The sequence below is a fragment of the Halomonas halophila genome (assembly GCF_030406665.1).
Taxonomy (GTDB): domain Bacteria; phylum Pseudomonadota; class Gammaproteobacteria; order Pseudomonadales; family Halomonadaceae; genus Halomonas; species Halomonas halophila.
In genome coordinates, this window is sequence record NZ_CP129121.1 from 493,476 (window position 1) to 515,433 (window position 21,958).

At 68.3% G+C, this 21,958-nt stretch carries 21 protein-coding genes and 1 tRNA gene; 10 read left to right on the forward strand and 12 right to left on the reverse strand.

Features of this window, described 5'->3' with window-relative positions:
* Positions 1–31: 31 nt before the first annotated feature.
* On the reverse strand, positions 32–925 hold the full coding sequence (locus tag QWG60_RS02255; RefSeq protein ID WP_107181372.1) for a LysR family transcriptional regulator: 894 nt from the start codon (positions 923–925) through the stop codon (positions 32–34).
* 118 nt (positions 926–1,043) lie between these two features.
* On the opposite strand from QWG60_RS02255, the gene trpB reads away from it, so the two are divergent.
* Both trpB and trpA read left to right on the forward strand, forming a co-directional pair.
* On the forward strand, positions 1,044–2,279 hold the full coding sequence (gene trpB, locus QWG60_RS02260; RefSeq protein WP_046079523.1) for a tryptophan synthase subunit beta: 1,236 nt from the start codon (positions 1,044–1,046) through the stop codon (positions 2,277–2,279).
* Positions 2,280–2,290: 11 nt separating this feature from the next.
* Positions 2,291–3,127, forward strand: coding sequence for a tryptophan synthase subunit alpha (gene trpA, locus QWG60_RS02265; RefSeq protein WP_046079522.1), 837 nt, complete (start codon positions 2,291–2,293; stop codon positions 3,125–3,127).
* Positions 3,128–3,227: 100 nt separating this feature from the next.
* On the opposite strand, the gene QWG60_RS02270 is transcribed toward trpA, so the two are convergent.
* From QWG60_RS02270 to queA, 6 genes are all read right to left on the reverse strand, one after another.
* The gene (locus QWG60_RS02270) at positions 3,228–4,634 is read right to left on the reverse strand and encodes an MFS transporter (protein WP_146908676.1); all 1,407 of its coding nucleotides are present in this window, start codon (positions 4,632–4,634) and stop codon (positions 3,228–3,230) included.
* A gap of 266 nt (positions 4,635–4,900) precedes the next feature.
* Entirely contained in the window at positions 4,901–5,824 is a 924-nt protein-coding gene (secF, locus tag QWG60_RS02275) for a protein translocase subunit SecF (protein ID WP_046079520.1), read from the reverse strand.
* A gap of 9 nt (positions 5,825–5,833) precedes the next feature.
* A complete protein-coding gene (gene secD, locus QWG60_RS02280) occupies positions 5,834–7,681 on the reverse strand; it encodes a protein translocase subunit SecD (RefSeq protein ID WP_046079519.1) in 1,848 nt (615 codons plus the stop codon).
* 145 nt (positions 7,682–7,826) lie between these two features.
* Complete coding sequence (yajC, locus tag QWG60_RS02285; protein WP_035593895.1) at positions 7,827–8,165, reverse strand: preprotein translocase subunit YajC; 339 nt, start codon at positions 8,163–8,165, stop codon at positions 7,827–7,829.
* An 81-nt stretch (positions 8,166–8,246) separates the two neighbouring features.
* Positions 8,247–9,365, reverse strand: coding sequence for a tRNA guanosine(34) transglycosylase Tgt (gene tgt, locus QWG60_RS02290; protein WP_220084863.1), 1,119 nt, complete (start codon positions 9,363–9,365; stop codon positions 8,247–8,249).
* A gap of 74 nt (positions 9,366–9,439) precedes the next feature.
* On the reverse strand, positions 9,440–10,477 hold the full coding sequence (gene queA, locus QWG60_RS02295; RefSeq protein WP_046079517.1) for a tRNA preQ1(34) S-adenosylmethionine ribosyltransferase-isomerase QueA: 1,038 nt from the start codon (positions 10,475–10,477) through the stop codon (positions 9,440–9,442).
* A 141-nt stretch (positions 10,478–10,618) separates the two neighbouring features.
* On the opposite strand from queA, the gene QWG60_RS02300 reads away from it, so the two are divergent.
* Positions 10,619–10,705 (forward strand) — tRNA-Leu (locus QWG60_RS02300).
* Between the two features lie 881 nt (positions 10,706–11,586).
* Here QWG60_RS02300 and QWG60_RS02305 read toward each other — a convergent pair.
* Together QWG60_RS02305 and QWG60_RS02310 are read right to left on the reverse strand one after the other, a co-directional pair.
* Complete coding sequence (locus tag QWG60_RS02305) at positions 11,587–12,399, reverse strand: DUF1206 domain-containing protein (protein WP_046079516.1); 813 nt, start codon at positions 12,397–12,399, stop codon at positions 11,587–11,589.
* Positions 12,400–12,421: 22 nt separating this feature from the next.
* Entirely contained in the window at positions 12,422–13,036 is a 615-nt protein-coding gene (locus QWG60_RS02310; RefSeq protein WP_046079515.1) for an exopolysaccharide biosynthesis protein, read from the reverse strand.
* A 173-nt stretch (positions 13,037–13,209) separates the two neighbouring features.
* Between QWG60_RS02310 and QWG60_RS02315 the strand changes: the two genes are divergently transcribed.
* Positions 13,210–13,827 (forward strand): LysE family translocator, encoded by a 618-nt coding sequence (locus QWG60_RS02315; RefSeq protein WP_146908674.1) that lies wholly within the window; start codon positions 13,210–13,212, stop codon positions 13,825–13,827.
* 24 nt (positions 13,828–13,851) lie between these two features.
* Here QWG60_RS02315 and QWG60_RS02320 read toward each other — a convergent pair whose 3' ends face one another.
* Positions 13,852–15,504 carry an acyl-CoA dehydrogenase family protein gene (locus QWG60_RS02320; RefSeq protein WP_146908672.1) on the reverse strand — a complete coding sequence of 551 codons (1,653 nt, stop codon included), beginning with the start codon at positions 15,502–15,504 and terminating at the stop codon, positions 13,852–13,854.
* A gap of 132 nt (positions 15,505–15,636) precedes the next feature.
* Between QWG60_RS02320 and QWG60_RS02325 the strand changes: the two genes are divergently transcribed.
* Together QWG60_RS02325 and QWG60_RS02330 are read left to right on the forward strand one after the other, a co-directional pair.
* The gene (locus QWG60_RS02325) at positions 15,637–16,185 is read left to right on the forward strand and encodes an NUDIX hydrolase (RefSeq protein WP_046079513.1); all 549 of its coding nucleotides are present in this window, start codon (positions 15,637–15,639) and stop codon (positions 16,183–16,185) included.
* Positions 16,186–16,303: 118 nt separating this feature from the next.
* Positions 16,304–16,789: a glutathione peroxidase gene (locus QWG60_RS02330; RefSeq protein WP_035593856.1), complete on the forward strand. Its 486-nt coding sequence runs from the start codon at positions 16,304–16,306 to the stop codon at positions 16,787–16,789.
* A gap of 4 nt (positions 16,790–16,793) precedes the next feature.
* Here QWG60_RS02330 and QWG60_RS02335 read toward each other — a convergent pair whose 3' ends face one another.
* Positions 16,794–17,186: a DUF7079 family protein gene (locus QWG60_RS02335; RefSeq protein ID WP_146908670.1), complete on the reverse strand. Its 393-nt coding sequence runs from the start codon at positions 17,184–17,186 to the stop codon at positions 16,794–16,796.
* A gap of 168 nt (positions 17,187–17,354) precedes the next feature.
* On the opposite strand from QWG60_RS02335, the gene fabV reads away from it, so the two are divergent.
* The 3 genes from fabV to QWG60_RS02350 all read left to right on the forward strand — a co-directional run bounded on the left by fabV (position 17,355) and on the right by QWG60_RS02350 (position 19,923).
* A complete protein-coding gene (gene fabV, locus QWG60_RS02340; RefSeq protein WP_107181344.1) occupies positions 17,355–18,566 on the forward strand; it encodes an enoyl-ACP reductase FabV in 1,212 nt (403 codons plus the stop codon).
* 54 nt (positions 18,567–18,620) lie between these two features.
* Positions 18,621–18,830, forward strand: coding sequence for a hypothetical protein (locus tag QWG60_RS02345; RefSeq protein WP_146908668.1), 210 nt, complete (start codon positions 18,621–18,623; stop codon positions 18,828–18,830).
* 115 nt (positions 18,831–18,945) lie between these two features.
* Complete coding sequence (locus QWG60_RS02350; protein ID WP_186810065.1) at positions 18,946–19,923, forward strand: GlxA family transcriptional regulator; 978 nt, start codon at positions 18,946–18,948, stop codon at positions 19,921–19,923.
* Positions 19,924–19,937: 14 nt separating this feature from the next.
* Here the strand turns inward: QWG60_RS02350 and QWG60_RS02355 are convergent, their stop codons facing one another.
* Positions 19,938–20,558, reverse strand: coding sequence for a class I SAM-dependent methyltransferase (locus QWG60_RS02355; RefSeq protein ID WP_146908666.1), 621 nt, complete (start codon positions 20,556–20,558; stop codon positions 19,938–19,940).
* A gap of 182 nt (positions 20,559–20,740) precedes the next feature.
* Here QWG60_RS02355 and QWG60_RS02360 point away from each other — a divergent pair, with 182 nt between their 5' ends.
* On the forward strand, positions 20,741–21,955 hold the full coding sequence (locus QWG60_RS02360; RefSeq protein ID WP_107181341.1) for an aspartate aminotransferase family protein: 1,215 nt from the start codon (positions 20,741–20,743) through the stop codon (positions 21,953–21,955).
* Positions 21,956–21,958: the final 3 nt, after the last annotated feature.

Consider the following 21,958-nt stretch of genomic DNA (forward strand, 5'->3'; position numbering starts at 1 on the left):
TGTGGGAGAGGCGAGAGGCTGGCGCGAGGCGTCAGCCGCTGGAGCGGGCCAGCTCCTGCTTGAGCCACTCGACCAGTCGATCGATGTCCCGCCGCGGGGCGCCCGCCGGCAGCCACAGCCCGAGCCGGGCCGGGGTCTCGATGAAGCCCCAGGGCGCGACAAGCCGGCCCGTGCGCAGGTCTTCCTCCACCAGGTAGGACGGCGCGATGGCCACGCCCAGGCCTACCAGCGCCGCCTCGAGCATGTAGTGCAGGTGCTCGAACGACTGGTCGTGGCGCATCGTCGCGGGGTCCAGCCCTAGGGCCGCGAACCACTGCGACCAGGCCTGGGGGCGCGACTGGGTATGCAGCATCGGCAGCGTGGTCAGCGCGGCAGGGGCGGTAGCCGGGCTGGCGTCCTCGAGCAGTTCCGGTGCCAGCACCGGCCCCATGCGCTCCGGGGCCAGCTCGACGACCCGCACCCCGTCGGGCCAGGGCGGCTCGGCGAAGCGCAGCACGGCGTCGACGTCGGTACCGAGCCGGCCGGCGACTTCGTCGTCGGCGGTCAGGTGCAGGTTCAGCTCCGGGCACTGGGCCTTCAGCCGATCCAGTCGAGGGATGAACCAGCGGGCCAGGAAGCTGCCGGGGCAGCCGAGCACCAGCGGCGCCTCCGAGGCGCGTCGGCGCAGCTGGGTGCAGGCCTGGCCGAGGCGCTCGAAGGCCTGTGAGGTCGAGGCACGCAACAGCTCGCCCTCCTGGGTCAGCGCCAGGCCGCGGCCCTGGCGCCGGAACAGCGTCACCCCGAGCTGTTCCTCGAGCTGCCTGAGCTGGCGGCTGACCGCGCCATGGGTGACGTGAAGCGCCTCGGCGGCGCGCGTGACGCTCAGCGTGCGGGCCGTCTCGTCGAAGGCGCGCAGGGCATTCAGCGAGGGCAGTCGATCACTCAAGACGGGCTCCAGTCATGTCAGCTTTTCTCACAGATTAGCGAGCAATGATCGCTTATCACAGGGTGCGGCGCGATTTATCGTGGTGGCCATTCCCCACTGATCATCAGGAGTCGTCACCATGGGTCTGCCGCACCCCACCGCCGAGATCGCCCCCGATGCCGATGGCTTCTTCGGCCGCTTCGGTGGTCGCTTCGTCGCCGAAACCCTGATGCCGCTGATCCTCGAGCTGCAGGAAGCCTATGAGTCGGCCAAGCAGGACCCGGACTTCCACGCCGAGCTCGACGCGCTGCGCCGCGACTACATCGGCCGCGAGAGCCCGCTGTATCTTGCCGAGCGGCTGACCGAGGCGCTCGGCGGCGCGCGGATCTATCTCAAGCGCGAAGACCTGATGCATACCGGCGCGCACAAGATCAACAACTGCATCGGCCAGGTGCTGCTGGCCCGGCGCATGGGCAAGAAGCGCATCATCGCCGAGACCGGCGCCGGCATGCACGGCGTGGCCACCGCCACCGTGGCGGCCCGCTTCGGCATGGAATGCATCATCTACATGGGCAGCACCGACATCGACCGCCAGCAGCCCAACGTGCAGCGCATGAAGCTGCTGGGCGCCAGGGTGATCCCGGTGACCAGCGGCACCGGCACCCTGAAGGACGCGATGAACGACGCCCTGCGCGACTGGGTGACCAACGTCGCGGACACCTTCTACATCATCGGCACCGTGGCCGGCCCGCACCCGTATCCGGCCATGGTGCGTGACTTCCAGTCGGTGATCGGCCAGGAGGTGCGCGAGCAGCTGGCCGAGAAGGAGGGGCGGCTGCCCGACTCGCTGGTGGCCTGCATCGGCGGCGGCTCCAACGCCATGGGCCTGTTCCACCCCTTCCTTGAGGACGAGAGCGTGCGCCTGATCGGCGTGGAAGCCGCCGGCGAAGGCCTGGACACCGGCAAGCACGCCGCCAGCCTGCAGGGCGGCAGCCCTGGCGTGCTGCACGGCAACCGCACCTTCCTGCTGCAGTCCGCCGAGGGCCAGATCACCGACGCGCACTCCATCTCGGCGGGGCTGGACTATCCGGGCATCGGCCCCGAGCACGCCTGGCTGCACGAGGTCGGCCGCGCCGAGTACGTCGCCGTGACCGACGACGAGGCGCTCGACGCCTTCAAGACCCTGTGCCGCCTGGAAGGCATCATCCCGGCGCTGGAGTCGTCCCACGCCATCGCCCACGCGATCAAGCTGGCGCCGACGCTGCCCGAGGATCACGTCATGGTGCTGAACCTGAGCGGGCGCGGCGACAAGGACATGACCACCGTCACCGAACGCCTGGCCGACGAGCTGGCCGCCGACGCACCGGCACAATGAGGAGAGAGACGATGACCCAACGCCACGACCGCATCGCGCGCCGCTTCGACGAGCTCAAGGCCGCCGACCGCGCCGGCCTCGTCACCTTCATCAGCGCTGGCGATCCCGACTACGACACCAGCCTCGAGACCCTGCTGGCGCTGCCCGAGGCCGGCGCCGACGTGATCGAGCTGGGCATGCCGTTCACCGACCCGATGGCGGACGGCCCCTCTATCCAGGCCTCCACCCTGCGCGCCCTGGAAGGCGGGCAGACCATGGCCAGGACCCTGGACATGGTGCGTGTCCTGCGCGAGCGCGACGACGCCACCCCGGTGGTGCTGATGGGCTACTACAACCCCATCTACTGCATGGGCGTCGAGGCCTTTCTCGCCGAGGCCGCCGAGGCCGGCGTCGACGGGCTGATCGTGGTCGACCTGCCGCCGGAGCACGACGCCGAGCTGTGTCTGCCGGCCCAGGCCCACGGCCTCGACTTCATCCGCCTGGCGACCCCGACCACCGACGCCAGGCGCCTGCCGCTGGTGCTCGAGAACACCTCGGGCTTCCTCTACTACGTCTCCAGCACCGGCGTGACCGGCGCCGCCGCGCCATCCGCCGAGCGCGTGGCGCAGGAGGTCGAGGCCATCCGCGTGCACTCCGACCTGCCGATCGGCGTCGGCTTCGGCATCCGCACTCCCGAGCAGGCCGAGCGCATCGCCCGCTTCGCCGACGCGGTGGTGGTCGGCTCGGCGCTGACCGACACCGTGGCCGCGGCCGAGAGCCCCACCGAGGCCTCGCGCGGCGTGCTCGAGCTGACCCGCTCGCTGGCCGGCGCGGTGCGCCGCGCCCGGGAGCCGGTGACCCAGGACTGAGCCGACGCCTCGCGAGAGGCCCGTCCAGCCACGACGACGCCACCCCTCGGGGTGGCGTCTCGCGTTTCAGGGAGCCGTGTGGCACGGAAGTGCGTCGGCATCAGGTGTAGGCCGAGGCCTCGCCGGAGGCGGGATCGGCGGCCGGGGACGGCGTGCCGTCATCGGGTCGGCGCTGCTGGAGGGCGGCGCGTACCTCGTCCATGTCATCGTCGTTCAGGCCGAACAGGTAGGTGGCCCAGAACATCAGCAGGCAGACGATGGCGGGGATCAGGGTCAGCAGCAGGCTGATGACCAGCAGCGCCGAGTCGCTCTGCTGGTCGACATTGGCCTGATAGCCGCCCCACGACAGCAGGAGCCCGATCATCCCGCCCGAGACCGCCAGCCCCATCTTGAGGAAGAACAGGTTGCCGGCGAAGGAGACCCCGGTGTTGCGCTGTCCGGTCTTCCACTCGCCGTAGTCCTCGGCGTCGGCCATCAGCGCCCAGGAGATGGGGGCGCCGACGCCGTGCATGAAGCTGACCAGCACGAAGATCAGGCTCGCCACGATGGCCCACTGGCCGGGCACCAGGAACAGCAGGCAGGAGGCCGCGATCAGGGCCAGGGTGCTGGCCTGGAACACCTTGCGCTTGCTGATGCGCCGGCTCAGCCGAGGCGATAGCGCGGTCCCGGCGATGCTGGCGAGCGCGCCGCTGGTGATGAACGCCGAAATGCCCAGGGTGCCGAAGCCCAGCACGTAGGTGGCGAAGTAGATCGCCGCCCCCTGCCGCAGGAAGAACTGCAGCGCCTGCAGGAAGGTCACGCCGAGCACGATCCGCCACTTCAGGTTCATGGCCAGGGCCTTGAGCTTGGCGGCCAGCCGGTCGTGTTGCGTTGGCGTCGGGTGCACGCGTTCCCTCACGGTCAGGAAGCAGAACAGGAACATCCCGAGCCCGATCGCCGACATGATGGTCATGCTGTACTGGAAGCCCTTGGCCTCGTCATCGCCGCCGATCCATTCGACCAGCGGCATCAGGCCGCTGTTGAGGATCAGGTAGGCCACGCCGACCAGGATGAAGCGCCAGGACTGGAACGACACGCGCTCGCGGTGATCGTCGGTGATCACGCCCCCCAGCGCGCAGTAGGGGATGTTCACCGCGGTATAGAGCAGCGACATGATGAAGTAGGTGGCGAAGGCGTAGGCGATCTTGGCCGTGCCGGACCACTCGGGAGTGGTGAACATCAGCACGCAGGCCACGGCCAGCGGCACCGGCACGAACAGCAGGTAGGGCCGGAAACGCCCCCAGCGGCTGCGGGTGCGGTCGGCGAGCGCGCCCATCAGGGGATCGGTGATGGCATCCACGAAGCGCATCGAGAGGAAGATCGTGCCGACCACGGCGGGGGAGATGCCGTAGACGTCGGTATAGAAGTACGAGAGATACATGACCACGGCGGCGAAGGTCATGTTGTTGCCGGCATCGCCCATGCCGAAGCCGATTTTCTCGACGATGCCGAGTCTGCGTTGTGTCATCGCGCGCTCCTCGCTCGTTATTATTTAGCAGGCAAAGCCTAGGGAGCGTCCTGGGATAGCGTCTAATATATGGATTCCGGCTATTTGATATTCAAACAGTTATCGGAAGCGTTAAGAAGATGATTCGGCACGCCTTTGCGGGAAAGTCCTCCGCCTCGGGGACGCCTAAAGTCGACGTCGCCAGGCGGACGAGGGAAGTGTTGCCGCTCTGAACGACGACACCCCGCCGAAGCGGGGTGTCGTGAACGGATGGTGAGGCAATGCCGTCAGGGCAGCTCCTCGGCCTCCGGATCTTCCTTCCTGGCCGGGATCAGATCCTCGCGACTGAGCTTCAGCGGCAGCAGCAGGGCCGCGGCCACGTAGATCGACGAGAAGGTACCCACGGCGATGCCGATGATCAGCGCGACGGCGAAGTAGTGAATCATGTCGCCGCCCAGGATCAGCAGCGCCAGCAGCACCAGCAGGGTGGTGCCGGAGGTGGCCAGGGTTCGCGACAGGGTCTGGTTGATCGCCTCGTTGAAGATCGCCGGCATGTCGTCGATGCGCGACTTGCGGATGTTCTCGCGGATGCGGTCGTAGACCACGATGGTGTCGTTGAGCGAGTAGCCGATCACCGCCAGCACCGCGGCCAGCACCGTGAGGTCGAACTCGAAGCCGAACAGGGCGAAGGCGCCGATCACGATCACCACGTCGTGGACGAGGGCCAGCAGGGCGCCGAGGGCGAACTTGTACTGGAAGCGGAAGGCGACGTAGAGCATCACGATGCCGAGCGCCACCAGCATGCCCATGCCGCTCTGGTCGCGGAGCTGGTCGCCGACCTGGGCGCCGACGAATTCGGCGCGCACCAGGTCGACGCTGGCGCCGCCCTGGTTCAGCAGGTCGACCACCTGGTCGCCGACGCCGGCATCGAAGGCCTGCTGCAGGCGGATCAGCACCTCGGTGGAGGCGCCGAAGGTCTGCACCGCCACGTCCTGGAAGCCGGCGGCTTCCAGGGCCTCACGCACGCTGGCCAGCGCCGGCGCGGTGGCGTAGCGGACCTCGACCAGGGTGCCGCCGGTGAAGTCCAGGCCCAGGTTGAGCCCGTTGACCAGCAGGGCGACGATCGACACCAGCAGCATCATCCCGGAGGCGATGAAGGCCAGCCGGCGTTTGCCCATGAAGTCGAGCTGTCGATTGATGAACGATTGCATGGCCTTCTCCTAAATCCAGAGCTTCTTCACGGGCTTGCGGCCGTAGCACAGGTTGACCATGGCGCGGGTCACCATCAGCGAGGTGAACAGCGAGGTCAGGATGCCCAGCGACAGCGTCACGGCGAAGCCCTTGACCGGGCCGGTGCCGATCGAGAACAGGATCAACGCCACCAGCAGGGTGGTGATGTTGGCATCGACGATCGAGGTGAAGGCGCGCTCGTAGCCGGCGTGGATGGCCTGCTGGGCCGAGAGCCCGCCGCGCATCTCCTCGCGTATGCGCTCGAAGATCAGCACGTTGGCATCCACCGCCATGCCCAGCGTCAGCACGATACCGGCGATGCCGGGCAGCGTGAGCGTGGCCCCGAGCAGCGACATGGCCGCCACCAGCATCACCAGGTTGAAGGCCAGCGCGACGTTGGCGATCACCCCGAACACCTTGTAGCGGATCAGCATGAAGGCCACGACCAGCAGCAGGCCGATCTGCACCGAGAGGATGCCGCGTTCGATGTTCTTCTGGCCGAGGCTCGGCCCGATGGTGCGCTCCTGGGCGAAGTAGATCGGCGCGGCCAGCGAGCCGGAACGCAGCAGCAGCGCCAGGTCGGCCGCCTCGGTGGGCGAGTCCAGCCCGGTGATGCGGAAGCTGTTGCCCAGCGCGCTCTGGATGGTGGCCAGGCTGATGATGCTGCGCTCGGTGTAGGGCGAACGTACGACGGTTTCCTCGCCGTCCTCCATCACCGTGCGCTCGCGGGTCTTGTGCTCGATGAACAGCACCGCCATGTTGCGTCCGATGTTGGTGCGGGTGGCGCGGTTCATCAGGGTGCCGCCGGTGCCGTCCAGGTTGATGTTGACCTGGGGCCGACCGTTCTCGTCGAAGCTGCGGTTGGCGTTCGAGACGCTGTCGCCGGTGATGATGACGTCGCGCATCAGGGTGGCGGTGCGTTCCGCGTTGCGGAAGGCATAGGTCTCGGTCTCGGCCTCCGGGGTGTCCGGCCGCGCCTCGAGGCGGAACTCCAGGTTGGCGGTGGCGCCGACGATGCGCTTGGCCGCGGCGGTGTCCTGCACGCCGGGCAGCTCGACGACGATGCGCGCCGGCCCCTGGCGCTGGACCAGCGGTTCGGCCACGCCGAGCTCGTTGACGCGGTTGCGCAGCGTGGTCAGGTTCTGGTTGACCGCGTAGTCCTGGATCTCCTGCACGGCGGTGTCGGTCAGTGTCATCGCCAGGCCGGCGCCGCGGTCGCGCTCGAGGTCACTGTACTCGAACTCGGGGAAGTCGCGGCTGATCAGGCGGCGGGCCTCGTCGCGATCTTCCTCGTTCATGAAGTCCATGTGGATCGAGCGTTCCTCGACCTCGGTATTGCGATAGCGGATCCGCTCGTCGCGCAGGGTCTCGCGCATGGCGCTGGCGTTGACCTCTAGGCGCTGGGTCAGGGCCGCCTTCATGTCGACCTCGAGCAGGAAGTGCACGCCGCCGCGCAGGTCCAGGCCCAGGGTCATGGGGGAGGCAGCCAGCGATTCCAGCCAGCCCGGAGTGGATTCGGCCAGGTTCAGCGCCACCACGTAGTCGTCGCCCAGGCGCTCGCTGAGCATGTCGCGGGCCTGGATCTGGTCGTCGGCGTTGTCGAGACGGATCAGCACGCTGCCGGCGTCGCGTTCGACGGACTGGATGCCGAGGCCGGCGTCGGTGAGGGAGCTCTCGAGCTGCTCGAGGCGGCGTTGGTCGAGGTTGAAGTCGCCCCCGTCGCTGCTGATCTGTACCGCCGGGTCCTCGGGGAAGAGGTTGGGGAGAGAGTAGATCAGGCCGACGGAGAGCACGAGGAGTATCAGCAGATACTTCCACAGGGGATAACGATTAAGCATGGGGGCCCTGCCCTCAGGTTGCTGATGATGGGACGGACGCTGCGCCATCACGAGCACCGGGCGGAGCCGGTCGGCCGGGCCCCGCCTCGGTGGTCGCAGGGCAGCCCGCACGGCCGGGTAGGCGTGCGGGCGCGGGGGCATCCGATCAGATGGACTTGAGCGTGCCCTTGGGCAGAACGGAAGCCACGGCGTTCTTCTGGACGCTGACCTCGGTGCCTTCGGCGATTTCCATGGACAGGAACTCGCTGTCTTCGCTGACCTTGGTGATGCGGCCCATCATGCCGCCGCCGATGACGATCTCGTCACCCTTGGACAGGCCGGCGATCAGCTGCTTGTGCTGCTTGGCCCGCTTGGCCTGCGGACGCCACAGCAGGAAGTAGAAGATCAGCACGAAGCCGACCAGCATCACGATCTGGGCGATGCCACCGCCCGGAGCGGCGCCAGCGTCCTGGGCCATGGCCGGGGAAATGAGGAAGTCCAGCATGTACGACGATCTCCTGAGTCGCGGGGAAACAAGACGCCTTCCAGCGGCGCTCGACGGCCGGCCACGGGGGCCGGCCGTCGATCAATTCGGAGCGGGGGGAACCGGCAGACCGCGCTGCGCGTAGAACCCTTCCACGAAGTTCGCCAATGTACCCGCTTCGATAGCACCGCGCAAACCAGCCATCAGGCGCTGGTAATGGCGCAGATTGTGGATGGTATTGAGCATCGAGCCGAGCATCTCGCCGCAGCGGTCGAGGTGATGCAGGTAGGCGCGGGAGAAGTTGCGGCAGGTGTAGCAGTCGCATTCCTCGTCCAGCGGACGGGTGTCGTGGCGGTGCTTGGCATTGCGGATCTTGACCGTGCCTTCCCCGGTGAACAGGTGGCCGTTGCGCGCGTTGCGGGTCGGCATCACGCAGTCGAACATGTCGACGCCGCGGCGCACGCCTTCCACCAGGTCCTCCGGCTTGCCCACGCCCATCAGGTAGCGCGGCTTGTCGGCCGGCATCCATTCGGGCAGGTAGTCGAGCACCTTGATCATCTCTTCCTTGGGCTCGCCGACCGACAGGCCGCCGATGGCGTAGCCGTCGAAGCCGATCTTCTCGAGGCCCTCGAGCGAGGCCTCGCGCAGCTCGGGATACATGCCGCCCTGGATGATGCCGAACAGCGCCGAGGGCGAGTCGCCGTGGGCGTCGCGGGAGCGCTGGGCCCAGCGCAGCGACATCTCCATCGACTTCCTGGCCTCGTCCTCGGTGGCCGGGTAGGGCGTGCACTCGTCGAAGATCATCACGATGTCCGAGCCCAGTGAGCGCTGCACGGCCATCGATTCCTCGGGGCCCATGAACACCTTGGAACCGTCCACCGGCGAGCGGAAGTGCACCCCCTGCTCGGTGATCTTGCGCATCTCGCCGAGCGAGAACACCTGGAAGCCGCCGGAGTCGGTGAGGATCGGCTTGTCCCACTGGGCGAAGTCGTGCAGGTCGCCGTGCTCCTCGATGACCTCGGTGCCCGGGCGCAGCCACAGGTGGAAGGTGTTGCCGAGGATGATCTCGGCGCCGATCTCCTTGACCGACTCGGGCGTCATGCCCTTGACGGTGCCGTAGGTGCCCACCGGCATGAAGGCCGGCGTTTCCACGGTGCCTCGCGGGAAGCTGAGGCGGCCGCGGCGCGCCCGGCCATCACTGGCCAGGTGCTCGAAGTTCATGAAGCATTCGTCTCGCATGGGGTCTCTCGAAATTCGTCGAAGCGGTCGGCCGGTGCATGGCCGAGCGGCTCGGATCAGCGGGCGCGCGTCAGCAGCATCGCATCGCCGTAGCTGAAGAAGGCGTACTCTTCGCGCACCGCCTCGCGGTAGGCGGCCATCACCGTCTCATAGCCGGCGAAGGAGGACACCAGCATCAGCAGGGTCGACTCCGGCAGGTGGAAGTTGGTGATCAGGGCGTCGACCACCCGCCAGTCGTAGCCGGGATAGATGAAGATGTCGGTCTCGCCGCTGTAGGGCGCGATCTCGCCGTCGTCGCTCTTCAGGCAGGCCGATTCCAGGCAGCGCACGCTGGTGGTGCCCACCGCGATGACGCGGTTGCCCCGGGCGCGGGCGGCGCGCACCTGCTCGCAGACCGCCTCGGAGACCTCGATCCACTCGCTGTGCATCTCGTGGTCGCGGATGTCGTCGGCGCGCACCGGCTGGAAGGTGCCGGCGCCCACGTGCAGGGTGACGAAGGCGCTTTCCACGCCCTTCTCGGCCAGGGCCTCGAGCAGCGGCTCGTCGAAGTGCAGCCCCGCGGTGGGGGCGGCCACCGCGCCCTCGCGGCGGGCGTAGACGGTCTGGTAGCGCTCGCGGTCGGAGAGCTCGTCCTCGCGGGTGATGTAGGGCGGCAGCGGCATGTGGCCGTGCTGCTCCAGCAGCTCCACCAGCGGCGTCTCGCCGAGGAATCGCAGCTCGAACAGCGCATCGCGGCGGCCCTCGACCACGGCGCGGATGCCGCCCTCGAACGCGATCTCGGTGCCGGGCTTGGGCGACTTGCTCGAGCGCAGGTGGGCCAGGCCGCGATGGGCGTCCAGCGGGCGCTCCAGCAGCATCTCGACGCGCCCGCCGCTGGCCTTGTGGCCGTGCAGTCGGGCCGGGATCACCCGGGTGTCGTTGAACACCAGCAAGTCGCCCGGGTCGAGGGTCTCGAGCAGGTCGGGGAAGCGGCGGTGCGCGAGCGAGCCGCTCTCGCCGTCGACGCACAGCAGCCGGCAGTCGCTGCGTTGCTCGGAGGGATAGCGGGCGATCAGCGCCTCGGGGAGCTCATAGTGGAAATCGGCGCGCTGCATGGGGTGAAACGTCCGGATGGTGGGATGAGAAGGGCGGCTCGGCCGAGCCATTGGCAAGCCGCCTAGGATACCCTGTCGCCGCCGCGAAGTCAGGGGTCGCGATTGACCTCCCGTCCGGCCCACGTATAATGCAGCGCCGTTGCCGGTGTGGCGGAATTGGTAGACGCAGCGGATTCAAAATCCGCCGGGTGCAAGCCCTTGTCGGTTCGAGTCCGACCGCCGGTACCATGAAATCAAGCACTTACCTCCCTCCTTGTGCTTGTTCTGAATTAAATCCCCTTCAAGTGTCAACAAGGTGTCCACGCCGGTCATCGTCTCGTCGTGCCCGTTGTCCTGTACGCCCTTACTGCCCCGCGTCCTGGCTCTTGTGTCCGTCGAAAGCTCAAGCAGCGTTCATTTATTAGTTTTCATTGATTCACTACGCCTCCCGTGGCGTATGCATATTGGAAGGGTGTCGGCATCCCTCAGCCCGACACATCCCCGTATCCTTCGCGGCCTTCTCCGGCCGCGTTTTTTATGCCCGGAGGCCTGGCTCGGGAGGATGGCGTTACGCCTAAAGATAAAAAATATTCGCATTTGCATTGACGGACGAGCGAGGAACGCTTACGTTGAGGACGTGGCGTTGATGAACCGCCACGGCTGACGGCCGCTAGGGTCAGCGGTTGTCGGCTTCTCCTCATTGCTAGTCACGGTCTCTCGCCGCCTCCTCAGGGCGGCTTTTTTTGGTCCTGCATTTCTTCCCGTTTAGCAGGTATTTCATCGAGCGAAAACGCCGCGATTGTCATTGAATCGATTCATCGGAAAAGACACTTCATTGACCTGAATCAGTTGTTTTCTTGTCGTTGAAACGATGCGGGTGGTCCTTGTCTACGTTATTGTTTTTCCGAAAGATTGCTCTCGTATACGAGAGCTTTTTAAGCGCTGATAAGGCCTGTTTTATCAGGGCTTACTGAAGCAATGTGCGGAGGTCGGCGAGGGATAATCGAGGCGTGTCTTGCTTGCTGCATGACACATTCCCTGTTTTGGCAGCGGCCTCTTGTTGGGCCGCTGTTTTTTTATCGGTCGACAACGGCTCGTGGCGGTGGGTGATTGCCGCGCCGGTTGGAGCATCAGTCGAGGCTGGTATCGCGAATGGCGGCGTTGATCAGGCAGTAGAGGCCGTAGCTCGCCAGTCCCAGGGCGACCGCACCGAGCAGCCAGGGGCCGAAGGGCTGGGCGGCCAGCACGTTGAGTGCGCCGCCGAGGCCTTGAGCCTCGCTCGGGTCGGTGCGCCAGGCCGCGAGGCACAGGAACAGGCCGATCATCTGGAACACCAGGCCGCGGGCGCAGAGCCCCCAGCGGGTGACGATGTCGGCCAGCCGCCGCTGCAGCGGCCCCAGGTCCTGGCGGTACCAGTTCTTGAGATAGGTCTGCCGCATGGCTCGCCACAGCTGCCGCAGGCCGATGGCGATGAATACCAGGCCGACGGCGAAGATCACGTAGAGCCCGCCCTGATGGCTCATCACCTGGGCGGTGTGGTCGCTGGCCGTGCCGTTGTTCGTAGCCTCGGCGGCGTCGCGCAGCAGGTCGAGGCAGTAGACGCTGAGGCTGGCGTGGATGAGCCCGCTGATCAGAAAGCCCAGTCGGGTGACCAGCCCCTTGAGGCCGTGCCCGACGTCCTCGGTGTCCAGCAGGGCCTGGAACAGACGCCAGGCGGCATAGGCGGCGAGTCCGCCTCCGAGCCCGGTGATCATCAGGTCGCCGAACGGTTGGCGGGCCAGGCCGAACAGGGCCTCCTTGGTGCCGACATTGTCGCCACCCAGGTCGATCGCCGCCAGGAAGGCAAGGCCGCCCACCAGCAGATAGACGATGCCCTTGGCGGTGTAGCCGGCACCAGCGGCCAGGGCGACGGCCCGCGTCAGTCGTGAATCGGGTCTTGGCATCGCGGGCTCCAGGGTCGCGGTGTCAGGCGAGGCCGATGATCACCAGGGCCAGGGTCGTGCCGGTCAGCAGATAGGCCGCCAGTACCATCAGGCCGTCTTCGGCGAGCAGCGCCAGTCCGAAGAGCGTCAACGCCAGGCCGCCGCCGTTGGCGGAGAAGGGCACCAGCTCCATCGGCGGCATGGCCAGCCCGATCAGCAGGCAGGTCAGGGCTACCGGCAGATGGGCCGGAGCGCGAGTGAGCCAGACCAGCCGCGCCTGCAGGATGCGATCGACCCAGCGGGCGGGGCGTAACAGTCCGTCGGTGACGCGCACGAAGCGTGCCCGGGAGACCCGCCGCTCGAGCAGGAAGCGTGGCAGCCAGAAGTGCTTGCGGCCCATCAGCAGCTGGGCCGCCACCAGCACCACCAGGCTGGCCATCAGGGTGGGCACCCCGGGGATGTCGCCGATCAGCGGGGCCAGGGTGATGAGCCCCGCGATCAGCAGGAAGGGCGCGAAGCTGCGCCGGCCCGCCGTGTCGAGGATCGCCTCCAGGCTCACGTCGTCTCGTTGCCGCCCGGCCTGCTGTACCTGGGTGATCAGCGTGGTCAGGCTGTTGGGCCTGTTCTGGGGCGGAGCTTGCTGGGCGTCGTCGCTCATGCGGTCCTTGGCGTCCGGGTCGAGGAGGGGCCGCCCGGCCGGGCAACCCACGACACGATATCGTATGATGTCCGGCCCGTCCTTACCCGCCTCGCCGGGGGAGCAGGGCGAGGCCAGGGAGGCCCTGCTGGGCGGAGGCGTCGCCGCCCCATCATCGACTCAAGGAGACCGTCATGCCGTTTTCGTTATGGATATCGCTGGCCGCGATCTGTGCCATGGGCGCGATGTCGCCGGGGCCGAGCCTGGCCATGGTGCTGCGTCATACCCTGGGCGGTGGGCGCGTGCCGGGCATCGCGGCGGCGATCTCGCACGCGCTGGGGGTGGGGCTCTACGCGCTGCTCACCGTGTGGGGGCTTGGCGAGCTGATCGTGCGCTTCCCGACGCTGTTCCAGGCGGTCACCTGGGGCGGGGCGGCCTACCTCGCCTGGCTGGGCATCAAGGCGCTGCGCGCCGGCCGCGGTGGGGCGGTCAACGCCCAGGCGGTCGCCACCACCCGAGGCCAGGCCGCCCGCGACGGCATGCTGGTGGCGCTGGCCAATCCCAAGCTGATCCTCTTCTTCGTGGCCCTGCTCAGCCAGTACGTGACCCCGGACATGAGCCTGGCGGCCCGGGCGATCATCGTGCTCACGGCGGTGATCATCGACGGCGGCTGGTACGTGCTGGTGGCCGTCGGTCTCTCCCATTCGCGGGTGCTGCCCTGGCTGCAGGCCCGGGCGCACTGGATCAATCGCATCACCGGGCTGCTGCTGCTGGCCCTGGCGCTGCGGGTGGTGTCCGGGCCGATCCTCTAGCCCGCTCGATTTCGCTCGCCGGCCTCAGTTCGGCAGGCGGGCGAGAATCTCGTCCAGCGGCGCATCGGGGGGCAGCACCCCGTAGGCGCCGCCTGCATGCTCGCCCAGCCGGCTACGGCAGAAGCCGTGGCTCACTGCCGGCGGGGCATGGCGCAGCAGCAGTGCGGCCTGAAGGCACTGGGCGAGGCGCTGGGTCAGCCAGCGGGCGCGTGGCTCGAGCGTCTCGGACGGCTCGTTCATTAGACCCTCCAGTCCGGCCTGGGCGCGGTCGAGCTCGGCGGACTCGCCCTTCACCGCATCCCACTCATCGCGCAGCGCGGCCAGCGCCTCGGGATGACGGCCGAGCACGCGCAGCACGTCCAGGCAGATCACGTTGCCGGAGCCCTCCCAGATCGAGTTGACCGGCGCCTCGCGGTAGAGCCGCGCCAGCGGCGTTTCCTCCACGTAGCCGATGCCGCCGAGGCACTCCATGGCCTCGGCCAGAAAGCCCGGCGCGCGCTTGTTGTGCCAGTACTTGGCCAGCGCCGGCAGCAGCCGGGCCAGGGCGCGCTCGTGGTCGTCGCCTCGCGCGGCGCCGTCGAAGGCTCGGGCGGTGCGCAGCGTCAGCGCCACGCCGGCTTCCACCTCCAGGCTCATGTCGGCGATCAGCGTTCGCATCAGGGGCTGTTCCGCCAGCCGCCGCCCGAAGGCCTGGCGATGGCGCACGAAGCGCCAGGCCTCGACGAGCCCCTGGCGCATCATCGCCACCGGCGCGGTGGCGGCATCCAGCCGGGTCTGCTGCACCATCGACAGGATGGTCGCCACGCCGCGATCGGGCTCGCCCAGAGGCCGGGCCCAGGCGTCGCGGTACTCGATCTCCGCCGAGGCGTTGGCACGGTTGCCGCACTTGTCCTTGAGGCGCTGCAGCTCGATGGGATTGCGCGTACCGTCCGGGGCGAAACGTGGCACCAGGAAGCAGCCCAGGCCGTCGCCGGTCTGGGCCAGGGTCAGGAAGGCGTCGGACATGGGCGCGCTGCAGAACCACTTGTGGCCGGTCAGCCGCCAGCCGTCGCCGGTGGATTGTGCCCGGGTGGTATTGGCGCGCACGTCGCTGCCGCCCTGTTTCTCGGTCATCGCCATGCCGAAGGTCAGTGCGCTTTTCTGCTCGGCGGGCAGCGGGCGGGGATCGTAGTCCCAGGCCAGCAGCTTCGGCGACCACTCTGTCATGGCCTCGGACGAGGCGCGCAGCGCCGGCAGGGCGGCGTGGGTCATGGTCACCGGGCAGCAGAAGCCCGGCTCGGCCTGGGTCAGCTGATAGAGGGCGGCGACGTGGGCCTGGTGCCCGCCGCGGCCCTCCTCCTGCCAGGCCACGGCGTGCCAGCCGTGGTCCAGCGCCAGGTGCATCAGTTCGTGATAGGCGGGATGATAGATGACCTCGTCCAGGCGCCGGCCGTGTCGGTCGAACAGCCTGAGTTCGGGCGGGTGGTGATTCGCCGCCTCGGCCAGTGTCTGCACTCTCCGGCTGCCGACCTCGCGGCCCAGCGAGGCCAGTCGTCGGGCGACCCAGTCCGGTGCCTCCCGCGCAAGCGCCTCCTGGAGCGGAATGTCGTCGACGAGGGCGTCGCGGTCCTCGGGCGGGGGCGGCCGGTTGGCCACCGTGTGGGTGGCCAGCCGGTCGCGGGGCGCGTGATCGTGCATGGCGGACCTCCGGCCAGCGGTCTCTCCTGAGCATGGCGGCTGCCGGCGGGCCGGTCAAAGCCGGCGAGGCGATGACGCGTGACGCTCGGGGCCTGACTGAGTAGGCTGAAGGCATTTCATCGGAGAGCCACGATGACCGACGACGCCCTGGCGCCCGCGCCGCTGCCTGCCCCCCGTATCGCCGATGAGAGCATCCAGCTGGTGGACGCCCACAACCGGCCCTGCGGCAGTGCTTCCCGGGCCACCATGCGCCGCTATCGCTACTGGCATCGCGCCACCTACATCGTGGTGCGCAACGCCGCCGGCGAGCTGTGCGTGCAGCGTCGCACCCTGACCAAGGAGGTGTTCCCGGGCGGTCTCGACCTGGCCGCCGGCGGCGTGGTCGGGGCCGGGGAATCGGTACACCAGGCCGCGCGGCGCGAGCTGGCCGAGGAGCTGGGCATCATCGGCGAGCCGCTGCGTCACGTGCTGGAGTTCGTGTATGACGCCGATGGCCACCACATCTTCGGCAGCGCCTATCTGGTCGACTACGACGGGCCGCTCACGCTGCAGGCCGAGGAGGTCGCCGATGCCTTCTGGTGTTCGCCCGAAGAGGCGATGGCGCTGGATGGCGTGACGCCGGATACCCGCCAGGCGGTGGAGACCCTGTGGCAGCGCGGGCGGCTGGAGGGGCGCGCGTGAATCGGCCGCTCGCACGCTATCCGGCATCGCTCTGACGTCGTGCTGGCACGGTCGCGCCGGGACTGGCGTCCCGCCATGCGGCGTGGCATCGTGGGGGATCAGACTGCGAGCACGCGCCATGAGCATCCATGATCACGATTGCCACACTTCCCATGGCGAGCCCTTCAACCTGCGCGCCCTGCGCGGCCAGGTACTGCTGATCGTCAACGTGGCGAGCAAATGCGGCTTCACCCCCCAGCTGCGCGATCTCGAGCGGCTCTATCGCCGCTACCGCGATCGCGGCTTCACCGTGCTGGCCTTTCCCTGCAACCAGTTCGCCCACCAGTCGCCGGAATCGGCCCAGGCCTTCTGCGCCTTCGGCGAACGGGAATACGGCGTGACCTTCCCGCTGATGGAGAAGGTCAAGGTCAACGGTGGTGGCACCCATCCGCTGTTCGTCGAGCTCAAGCGAGCGGCGCCGGGGGTGCTGGGCACGGGAATGATCAAGTGGAACTTCACCAAGTTCCTGGTGGGGCGCGACGGCCGAGTGATCCGGCGCTTCTCGCCGCGCGACGGCGAGGCGACATTAATCGAGGCGCTGGAGCAGGCGCTCGACGAATCCTGAGTCGTCAGGAGGGCACGTCCCGGCCACGGGCGATCATCAGCCGCTCCATCAGCTCGTTGAAGCGATGGCGAGCCATCATGGTGGTCAGCCCCGAGAACAGCGCCCAGGTCCGGCGTCGCCAGCCGGTCAGCCGCAGGTTGTGGGCCACCAGGCGCTTCATCAGCCGGTAGTCGTCGAACTCGCGCCATTCGCCGGCCACCGACATCTGCTGGCGGGTCAGCACCGGGGCCAGCTCCAGGCGGAACACCCATTCCAGCTCGCTATCGCTCAGGCCGTGGCGCTCGATCTCCTCGATCATGCGCGTGTAGTCGGTCTCCCGCGGTTCCCGCTCCAGCCACAGTGGCGCCAGCGCCAACCAGAGGTCGCCGCGCGTGTCGACGAGGGTCTGTGCGTCCATGGGATCTCCTGAGGGTGGGGGGGATGGCGAGCATCCTGCCCCAGCCGGCGGCCGCGCTCAAGGGCGGACAGCGCCGGGCGAGGCCGCTAGAATGTCGCCACGTACGAATTTCCTTTCACCGGGGCGGCGCTTGTCCGGCGCCCCGCTGCGAACGCCAAGAGGTCTAACGTGATCATCAAGCCCAAGGTCCGCGGTTTCATCTGCACCACCACTCACCCCGTCGGCTGCGAGCAGAACGTGCTCGAGCAGATCGAGGCGACCCGCGCCCGCAACCTGGACAAGAGCGCCGGGCCGAAGAAGGTGCTGGTGATCGGCGCCTCCAGCGGCTACGGCCTCTCCGCGCGCATCACCGCGGCCTTCGGCTACGGCGCCGATACCCTGGGCGTGTTCTTCGAGAAGCCGGGCACCGAGAAGAAGCCGGGCACCGCCGGCTGGTACAACGCCGCGGCCTTCGACAAGTTCGCCAAGCAGGAAGGGCTGTACAGCAAGTCCATCAACGGCGACGCCTTCTCCCACGAGGCCCGCGAGCAGGCCATCGAGCTGATCAAGCAGGACATGGGCCAGGTCGACCTGGTGGTCTACTCGCTGGCCTCGCCGGTGCGCAAGCTGCCGGACAGCGGTGAGATGAAGCGCTCCAGCCTCAAGCCGATCGGCGAGACCTATCGCGCCACTGCCATCGACACCAACAAGGACGCCATCATCGAGGCCGAGGTGGAGCCGGCGACCCAGCAGGAGATCGACGACACCACCGCGGTGATGGGCGGCGAGGACTGGGAACTGTGGATCGACGCCCTGGACAAGGCCGGCGTGCTGGCCGAAGGCGCCAAGTCGGTGGCCTTCAGCTACATCGGCACCGAGATCACCTGGCCGATCTACTGGCACGGCGCCCTGGGCAAGGCCAAGGAAGACCTCGATCGCGCCGCCGGCGAGATCGACAAGCGCCTGGCCGAGCGGGGCGGCAGCGCCAACGTGGCGGTGCTGAAGTCCGTGGTCACCCAGGCCAGCGCGGCCATCCCGGTGATGCCGCTCTACATCGCCATGGTCTACAAGGTGATGAAGGAGCAGGGCCTGCACGAGGGCACCATCGACCAGCTCAACCGCCTGTTCGGCGAGCGCCTCTATTCATCGCAAGGGCAGGGCGGCAGCGCCGAGACCGACGAGGCTGGCCGCCTGCGCCTCGACGACTGGGAGCTGCGCGACGACGTCCAGCAGGCCTGCAAGGACCTGTGGCCGCAGGTGACCACCGACAACCTGTTCGACATCACCGACTATGCTGGCTACAAGCACGAGTTCCTGAAGCTGTTCGGCTTCGAGCGCGACGACGTCGACTACGACGCCGACGTGGCGACCGAGCGGGACTTCGATGTCGTGAACCTGTAACGGGGCCCGGCGCGCCGGCGTCCCGTTTCCCGACTCACGCGCCAGGAGGTGCCCATGGACACACGGGACAGCAAGACGCCGGACGAGGAGCTGGAACACCTGCACGAGGTCAGCCAGCCCGAGGACTACGACCATCCGGAACCGGACGTGGAGCAGCCCGAGGCCCGCGAGCCTGACAGCGGTATGGCCTGGCTGCTGCCCGCGCTGATCGTGGTGGTGGCGGTGGTCGTCGTCGGCCTGCTGGTGATCGGCCTGACCGACTGAGTTGCGTCATGCGACGACGCCGGGCACGCGCCCGGCGTCGTCGTATTCGCGCGGCTGTTACGCTCGGCGCCTTCGGCCTAGAATGGGGCTCTGTTCCGCCCGCGAGAGAGCCCCCATGCCCGACGCTTCACCCCTTGCATCCGCCGTGCCGCTGTCCCGGCACGTGGGCGTGGTGGTGCTGCCGGGCTTCTCGCTGCTCGCCCAGGCCTGCGCCACCGAGCCGCTGGTGGTGGCCAATCGCCTGGCGGAGCGCAGCCTCTACCGGCTCTCCACCTATGCGATCGACGCGCGTCCGGTGCCCAGCGCCGCCGGCCAGGCGCTGGTGCCCGAGGCCTCGGCCGGCGAGCCGGATCAGGCCCTCGACATGCTGCTGGTCTGTGCCCCCGGACCGCTCTCAGGCAGCGTGCCCGAGGCGCTGCTCGGATGGCTGCGCCGGCTGGCCGCCGCCCGGGTGGTGCTGGGCGGCATCGGCGGCGGCACCGAGGTGCTGGCCCGGGCCGGGGTGCTCGAGGGCTACCGGGCGACCCTGCCCTGGACGCGCTTCGAGGCCTTCGCCCGCGACTACCCGCGGGTGCGCCTCTCCCAGCAGCTGTTCGAGATCGACCGCGACCGCTTGACCTGCGGCGGCGGCACCGCGGCCATGGACATGATGATGACGCTGATCGGCAGTCAGCACGGTGCCGAGCTGGCCGAACGCATCTCCGAGCACTTCGTGCTCGAGCGCATCCGCATGGGCGACGAGCCGCAGCAGGTGCCGCTGCGCACTCGGCTGGGCAACGCCCCGCAGAGTCTGATCGACGCGGTGGCGCTGATGGAGTCCAACATCGAGGAGCCGCTGACCACCCACGAGCTGGCCGAGCACCTGGGCATCTCGCGGCGCCAGCTCGAGCGGCTGTTCAAGAAGCACCTGCAGGCGGTGCCCAGCCGCTACTACCTCAACCTGCGCCTCCAGCAGGCCCGCAGGCAGCTGCGCGAGAGCGACCGCCCGGCCGGCGAGATCGCCCTGCAGACCGGCTTTTCCTCGGCGGCGCACTTCTCCACCGCCTATCGCAACCACTTCGGCATCACGCCCCGGGAAGAGCGTCTGGGCTGAGGGTTTCGGTGTCGTCAGGCGTGCTTTTGCGCCAGCAGGGCGCGGAACAAGGAGCCCATCATCACCGGGCGGTCGGCCTCTATGACGAAGCCGGCGTCTTCCAGCAGCGGCCGCGCCTGGCGGGTGATGTCGGTGGCGATGGCCGAGGTGACGAGGTTCAACGCGCGTCGGCCGAGCCCGGCCGGACGCGCGTCGGCCTGGAACTTGTCCATCACGCACAGCTGGCCGTTGTCGGCCAGCACCCGGTGTGCCTCGGCGAGGCCGCGGGCCGGGTCGGGCATCACCGCCAGGATCAGGTGCATCACCACCACGTCGAAGTGGCCGTCGGGATAGTCGAGGGCCTCGGCGTCCATCACGTCGGCCTGGACGTCGCGATGCAGCGCCCCGGCGCGCCGTTCGAGGCGCCGGATCATGGCCGGGCTGAGATCGGTGGCGTGCAGCTCGATGTCCCGTGGCAGCCAGGGCAGGTCGAGCCCGGTGCCGGCACCCACCAGCAGCACGCGCATGCCGGGGCGCCAGTGCACCTGTCCGAGCGCGGCCTGCCGGGCGCGGCGAAAGGCGCGCTCGGCCACGGCATCGTAGATCGGGGCATAGGCGTCGTAGCGCAGCCGGTTCCAGGCGGTGGTATTGAACATCCAGAAGCCTCCTCGGTCTGGCGTCACCTTAGCCGATCGCACCGTGAGGCGCCTCGACGGGCGCCTGCTTTTTTCACAAGTCGTCGTCCCATTGCTGAAAGACCCTCGGCAGGGGGCTCCCTATACTCGAATGATCCCCGATTCATCCTGAACGAGTTCGGCTCGAGACAACGGAGAACGTCATGACCCACACCCCGACCCGCAGCGATTTCGACCAGTACATGGTGCCCAACTACTCACCGCAGAAGACCATCCCGGTGCGCGGCGAGGGCAGCCGCCTGTGGGATCAGGAAGGCCGTGAGTACATCGACTTCGCCGGCGGCATCGCGGTGAACGCCCTGGGCCACTGCCATCCGGTGCTGGTGAACGCGCTCAAGGCGCAGGCCGACAAGCTGTGGCACCTCTCTAACGTCTATACCAACGAGCCGGCACTTGAGCTGGCGCGTACCCTGGTCGAGCGCACCTTCGCCGACAAGGTCTTCCTGTGCTCCTCCGGGGGCGAGGCCAACGAGGCCGCGCTGAAGCTGGCGCGCCGCTGGGCCTACAACACCCATGGCGAGCACAAGGACAAGATCATCTCCTTCCGCCAGTCGTTCCACGGCCGCACCTTCTTCACTGTCAGCGTCGGCGGCCAGCCCAAGTACGCCCAGGGGTTCGGGCCGGTGCCGGGCGGCATCATTCATGCCGAGTTCAATGACCTCGAGGCGGTGCGCGAGCTGATGGGCGACGACACCTGCGCGGTGATGGTCGAGCCGATGCAGGGCGAGGGCGGCATCCTGCCCGCCGCCCCCGAGTTCCTGCAGGGCCTGCGTGCGCTGTGCGACGAGCACGACGCCCTGCTGATCTTCGACGAGGTGCAGACCGGCGTGGGCCGTTCCGGCACGCTGTTCGCCTACATGCAGTACGGCGTGACCCCGGACATCCTGAGCAGTGCCAAGTCGCTGGGCGGTGGCTTCCCGGTGGGCGCCATGCTGACCACCGACCGTATCGCGCCGGCCATGGCCATCGGTACTCACGGCTCCACCTACGGCGGCAATGCCCTGGCCTCCGCCGTGGCCCTGGCTGCCGTGGAGCACATCGACACCCCCGAGGTGCTGGAGGGCGTCAAGCGTCGCCACGACCTGTTCCGCGAGCATCTCGAGACCATCAACCGCAAGCACGGCGTGTTCAAGGACATTCGCGGCATGGGCCTGCTGATCGGCGCCGAGATGACCGATGCCTACGAGGGCCGCGCCAAGGACATCCTGCCGCTGGCCATCGACGAGGGCCTGATGGCGCTGGTCGCCGGCCCCAACGTGCTGCGCATGGCGCCGTCGCTGGTGATCCCCGAGGCCGACATCGCCGAGGGCATGGCGCGCCTGGAGCGGGCCATCGCCCGGCTGGTGGCATCCGAGTGAGCC